General features: G+C 40.5%; 4 protein-coding genes and 4 tRNA genes. 5 read left to right on the top strand and 3 right to left on the bottom strand.

Annotated features, from left to right (window positions below; all coding sequences use genetic code 11):
- Positions 1 to 33 precede the first annotated feature (33 nt).
- The 4 genes from H131_RS16695 to H131_RS16680 all read left to right on the top strand — a co-directional run bounded on the left by H131_RS16695 (position 34) and on the right by H131_RS16680 (position 369).
- A tRNA-Ile gene (locus tag H131_RS16695) sits at positions 34 to 110 on the top strand.
- 4 nt (positions 111 to 114) lie between these two features.
- Positions 115 to 191, top strand: a tRNA-Asn gene (locus H131_RS16690).
- A 13-nt stretch (positions 192 to 204) separates the two neighbouring features.
- Positions 205 to 295 (top strand) — tRNA-Ser (locus H131_RS16685).
- A gap of 2 nt (positions 296 to 297) precedes the next feature.
- A tRNA-Glu gene (locus tag H131_RS16680) sits at positions 298 to 369 on the top strand.
- A 258-nt stretch (positions 370 to 627) separates the two neighbouring features.
- Here H131_RS16680 and nadA read toward each other — a convergent pair.
- Genes nadA through nadB form a run of 3 tightly spaced genes read right to left on the bottom strand, consistent with a single transcriptional unit; the run spans position 628 to position 4121 of the window.
- Positions 628 to 1731 (bottom strand): quinolinate synthase NadA, encoded by a 1104-nt coding sequence (nadA, locus tag H131_RS16675; RefSeq protein ID WP_010860304.1) that lies wholly within the window; start codon positions 1729 to 1731, stop codon positions 628 to 630.
- Positions 1718 to 2578 carry a carboxylating nicotinate-nucleotide diphosphorylase gene (nadC, locus tag H131_RS16670; protein ID WP_010860303.1) on the bottom strand — a complete coding sequence of 287 codons (861 nt, stop codon included), beginning with the start codon at positions 2576 to 2578 and terminating at the stop codon, positions 1718 to 1720. The genes nadA and nadC overlap by 14 nt, the downstream gene beginning before the upstream one ends.
- Entirely contained in the window at positions 2535 to 4121 is a 1587-nt protein-coding gene (nadB, locus tag H131_RS16665; protein ID WP_010860302.1) for an L-aspartate oxidase, read from the bottom strand. Before nadB ends, nadC begins: the two co-directional genes overlap by 44 nt.
- Positions 4122 to 4224: 103 nt before the next feature.
- Here nadB and H131_RS16660 point away from each other — a divergent pair, with 103 nt between their 5' ends.
- Positions 4225 to 5295: a cysteine desulfurase family protein gene (locus H131_RS16660; RefSeq protein ID WP_051112211.1), complete on the top strand. Its 1071-nt coding sequence runs from the start codon at positions 4225 to 4227 to the stop codon at positions 5293 to 5295.
- The last annotated feature ends 247 nt before the right edge of the window (positions 5296 to 5542 follow it).

Here is a 5542-nt window from a genome sequence, read left to right as displayed (position 1 = left end):
TCGTGAGTTCGATTCTCATCACCCGCTCCAAATGGGCCTATAGCTCAGCTGGTTAGAGCGCACGCCTGATAAGCGTGAGGTCGATGGTTCGAGTCCATTTAGGCCCACCATTATTCCGAAGTAGCTCAGTTGGTAGTAGCACCTGACTGTTAATCAGGTTGTCGCAGGTTCGAGTCCTGCCTTCGGAGCCATTTTTTTATTTACGGGGAAGTACTCAAGAGGCTGAAGAGGCGCCCCTGCTAAGGGTGTAGGTCGGGTAACCGGCGCGAGGGTTCAAATCCCTCCTTCTCCGCCATTGGCCCCTTGGTCAAGCGGTTAAGACACCGCCCTTTCACGGCGGTAACACGGGTTCGAATCCCGTAGGGGTCATACTAAAGCACAGTAGATGTTTTTACATCTACTGTGCTTTTTTGATGAAGAATATAAAAATAGCGTTTAAGTATTCGAGAAAGGAGGTAGCTACTACAGACAAAGAGACCAATCTATTCCTTTTTCATTATGAAAAACAAAACTGAATATGTTGTATTGAACTGGATTTACTTAAACATTTAATATTATTATTACTCCAAATTTGTTGTCATTTTAGAAACAAAAAATCGTTTATGAAAAAGAGTAGACGATTTTTTATTATCCAAGTGACAGCATTCTTTCGAGTGAACTACGCGCTTCTTCTGCAGTATGAACATTAATTTTAATACGGTTATGTGGCTTTCCTTGTTTAATACTTTCAAGTGACCAAAGTAGATGTGGGAGGTCAATTCGATTCATTGTGAGACAAGGACAAAAGTTCTTATTTAGCGAGATAATCTGTTTATCTGGATGGTGTTTGATAAGACGATTAACTAGATTCATCTCTGTGCCTATTGCCCATGCGGAACCGCTAGGGGCATTATTAATTGTATCAATAATGTATTTTGTTGAGCCCGCATCATCCGCTGCCGCAACAACCCCACGGCTACATTCAGGGTGCACGATAATGCGTATATTTGGATGTGCCTGACGAACCATTTCCGTATGGTGCACGGTAAAGCCTTCGTGGACGGAACAATGTCCTTTCCACAAAATTACTTGAATGTTTTCTGGTGACTGTTCTGTCTCAAGGGTATTGGTATGTGGATTCCAAACAGCCATATTTTCAAGGGGTACACCCAAATCATATGCGGTATTTCTACCTAAATGCTGATCGGGTAGAAAGAAAATACGTTGCTTTTGACTAAATGCCCATTTTACCATTTCCTTTGCGTTGGAGGATGTTACACATGCACCTCCAAGACGTCCTGTAAATGCTTTGATTGCAGCAGTCGAATTGACATATGTTAACGGGATAATTGTATCACCGAAAAGTTGCTGTAAGATGGGCCATGCTTGTTCTGTTTGATAAATGTCTGCCATATCTGCCATTGAACAGCCTGCACGCATATCTGGCAAGTAAACATGCTGTTTATCAGCTGTTAACATATCCGCTGTTTCTGCCATAAAATGTACGCCGCAAAAAACGATATGTTCAGCTTCTTTATTCGCGGCGGATAATTGCGCAAGTTGTAAGGAATCTCCTGTTGCATCAGCAAATTGAATCACTTCGTCTTTTTGATAGTGATGACCAGGGATGAAGAGCTTACTACCTAGTTTCTTTTTAATAGCTAGTATGCGAGATTCCATGTCAGTTGTTGTTAGTGTTCGATAATGCTCAGGGAGCAGTGTAGTTTGTTGTAATAAACTAGTTATTGACAAGTGGATGATCTCCTTTCATTTGTACAAGTGCGCTAATGTCAAAAGCTTTCACCGAATGAGTAAGTGCGCCAAGTGATATCCATTGAATACCAGATTTTGCATAGGCACGGAGATTTTCCAGAGTAATGCCACCCGAAGCCTCTGTCGTGATATGTGCAGGAACAGATGGAAGCCATGCCCGTATTTCTTCAGGACTTCGATTATCAAACATAATAATGTCTGCACCTGATGCAATTGCTTCGTCCAATTGGTCTTTTGTTTCAATTTCAACTTCAATTTTTATAGTATGCCCAACTTTGTTACGTGCAGCTTGCACTGCTTTTGTAATGCCTCCTGCAAAAGTAATATGGTTATCCTTTAGCATAATAGCGTCGTATAAGCCACTTCGATGATTGTAGGCACCACCTGTACGAACAGCATATTTATCGAGCATACGTAATCCAGGTATTGTCTTACGGGTATCACAAATTTTTGCACCAGTACCCGCTGTTTCACGAACAGCTAAATTTGCAGCTGTCGCGATGGCAGACATGCGCTGAATGAGATTCAAAATGACACGTTCCCCCATTAATAACTTTTGTAGAGGTCCTTTAACAATAGCGAGTACATCACCAGCATTCACAGCATCACCATCTTTTTTAAACAAAGTGATATGCATTGAAGTATCTAGTACTCGAAAGCCGTGCTCGATGATAAACGCTCCGCAAAAAATACCACTCTCTTTCGCATAAAAGGAGAAAGAGCCACTTTGGTCAGTTGTAAAAATGAACTCGCTTGATAAATCGCCATCCCCTATATCTTCGTTATAAAATTGCTTGAGCATTTCCTCGAGTTTGATGATATTCATATAATGTTTTCCTCACTTTCATTTGCCCATGTTCAAAAATAATCCAGCGTTGAGTCCACCATGCATCATTATGTGGTTTGTCACTACGAATATGAGCCCCGCGTGTCTCTGTGCGTGTAAGTGCAGCATGTACCATCAGTGATGCGACGATATGCATCATATAAATTTCAAGTTCCTGTTGATTCAGTCCAATTACATCAACTCGTTGTAAGGTTTGTAGCGATGGTAATTGTTTGGCAAATTGCTGCATATCATTGGGATTTCGTACAATGCCCAAAGCTTGCATCATATTCTGTTGTAATTTTTCTTTTGTTAATAACGACGGTAAGGGAAGTTTATGGACGTTGTACCTTTCAGCGAAATTCTTTTGCTTGCAGCCTCTTTGTAAAATGGCATGGGCCATTTTATGTCCAAACGTAATACCTTCCAGCAAGGAATTACTTGCTAAACGATTTGCACCATGAACGCCCGTACATGCGACTTCACCAACGGCGTATAGATTTGGGATCGACGTCCCACCTGTTTCATCTGCGATAATACCACCCATTAAGAAATGGCTTCCTGGCGCAATAGGAATTAAGCCGGTTTGTAAATCAACGCCATTATCAGAGCAAAGCTTTGCAATCGTAGGGAATTTATCTTCAAACTGCTGAATGCCAGAAATATCAATAAATGTTTCTTGTCCAGTAATCCGTTTTTTAAACAGCGTATGGGCTGTAACATGACGTGGTGCTAAATCAAGCTGTGGATGTACTCCTTTCATAATTGGTTGACGCTGTGCATCTACAAAAATACCACCAGCCCCACGAACGGCTTCGGAGACAAGTCCTTTCGCTACCCCATTGCACCAAAGAAGGCTTGGATGGAATTGCATAAACTCCATATCACTTATTGCTGCCCCTGCACGGAATGCTAGTGCAATGCCGTCACCAGTGTTAACTGTATAATTTGAGCTACTTGGATAAATGGCACCGGCACCACCTGAAGCAAGTATTACATGATGAGCAAAATATCGCTTTATGCCTCGTTTTCCCTGTGTAAGCACGCCGATACAAGCACCATCAGTATTTATAAGAAGTTCAAAAGCCATTTCGTAACAGTTTAACACTACGTTTGAAGGAAGCTGTTTGAGCAAATACTCTACAAAAACTTGCCCAGTACGATCTCCTCCAGCATGTAAAATGCGACGATGACTATGTGCGCCTTCTAACCCGAGAGCTGGTTTCCCAGATGCCTCCCGATCTATTGGAAGCCCATCTGTTAGGAACTGCTGTATAATCTCTGTTCCCTCGTTTATAAGTGCTTCAACATGCTTTATTTCATGATGATATTCACCAGCAGTCAATGTATCTGCAATGTGATAAGTGTTTTTATCTTCTTGTTTTGTGACCGCCGCAATACCACCTTGTGCCCGATATGAACTACTCATATCAACAGAAGATTTTGTAACTATCTGTACTTGAAACTGCTGTCCGAGTAGTCTAGCGGCCTGAAGTGCTGCAATACCGCTGCCAATAATGAGTACATCAGTCTTTACATCCATAGCTCTACCTTCTTTACAGTTGTCTTGACACATATCTTTACATAAAATAAAAAAGAAAACAAGACCTGAAGTAAATAGAGAGGATGAAAATAAGATGATTTATATGGATTACGCAGCAACATCACCAATGTCACCAACAGTGCTCCAGGCTTATTGTGAAGTAGCGGAGCGTTATTATGGGAATAGTGCGAGTTTACATGACTTAGGAGGACAAGCAAGCTATTTTGTAGAGCAGGCAAGATCGGTTGTGGCAAATGCACTAAAAGTTAAAAGTGATGGCATAATTTTCACAGGAAGTGGCACGGAAGGGAATATGCTAGCGATTGTGTCACTTGCTTTAGCATCAAAGAAAGGAAAACATATTATTTCGTCGCAAGCAGAGCATACATCAGTTCATGCAGCATTAAATACGCTTGAAAAAATGGGATTTGTTGTGACAAAGTTACCCTTACAGCAAAATGGTTGTATTCAAGTGGAGCAATTACGTGAAGTAATAAGAGAGGATACGGCGCTTATTACAATCCAACATGTTAATTCAGAAATAGGTGCTATCCAACCTATCGATGCAGTTGCAACTATTGCTAAAGCAGCAGATATATATTTTCATGTAGATTGCGTACAGTCGTTTTGTAAAGTTACTTTTGAACAGCAGGTGGATGCTATTACAGTCTCAGCACATAAAATTGCTGGACCTAAAGGTTGTGGGGCTATTTATATAAACCCAAAAATTCGTGTGCCTGCATTAACACCAGGTGTGACTCATGAGCGCGGGTTAAGGGGAGGAACATTAGATACACCAGCCATTGTAGCATTTGCAACTGCAATAGAAGGCTTTCATTACAAGCAGCAGAATTATGAGGCATTACGCCAATATTTACAAGAAAGATTACCAAAAACATGTCGAATGATTGAATGTAGGGAGCAACTACCAACTATATGTGGCATTCTGATGGAAAAAGTAGAAGGACAATATGTATTATTAAGATTAAATGAAGCGGGTATATGCATCTCTACAGGTAGTGCATGTGATATACACAGCGAATCTGGCACGAAAGCAATTATATCGATGGGCTATACAATGGAAGAAGCTCGTCAATTTTTCAGAATATCTTTTGGACAAAAGACAACATGTAAAGAAATTGACCATTTATTAGTAGCACTTTCTAATATTTGATAGTTGTGTTTTAATTTCAAGAAAAAATACAGAGATACTCAGGTCTGGCAGTAAGAAAAAACATTATTAGCCTGATTTTCTCTGTATCTATCCACTGTAAAAATAAGTTGATTGTGAATAGAGTAAATATAGCAAGGGTAACTGAGTCAATTTCGTAATTTTGAGACCTTACGGCTCTAAGCTTAAAATGACAAGAAAATAGAGCACCTCCCCAAATCCTGTATAATGAGAGTTACTACACACACAT

It is taken from the genome of Lysinibacillus sphaericus OT4b.31 (assembly GCF_000392615.1).
Lineage (GTDB): Bacteria > Bacillota > Bacilli > Bacillales_A > Planococcaceae > Lysinibacillus > Lysinibacillus sphaericus_B.
Note: the sequence above shows the minus strand (reverse complement) of the source record. Positions and strands in the feature narration are given on the sequence as shown.

What these genes read in the sequence shown, in the direction of transcription:
- nadC (WP_010860303.1), bottom strand. Translation starts at nt 2,578, where the DNA reads ATGAATATCATCAAACTCGAGGAAATGCTCAAGCAATTTTATAACGAA.
- nadB (WP_010860302.1), bottom strand. Translation starts at nt 4,121, where the DNA reads ATGGATGTAAAGACTGATGTACTCATTATTGGCAGCGGTATTGCAGCA.
- H131_RS16660 (WP_051112211.1), top strand. Translation starts at nt 4,225, where the DNA reads ATGGATTACGCAGCAACATCACCAATGTCACCAACAGTGCTCCAGGCT.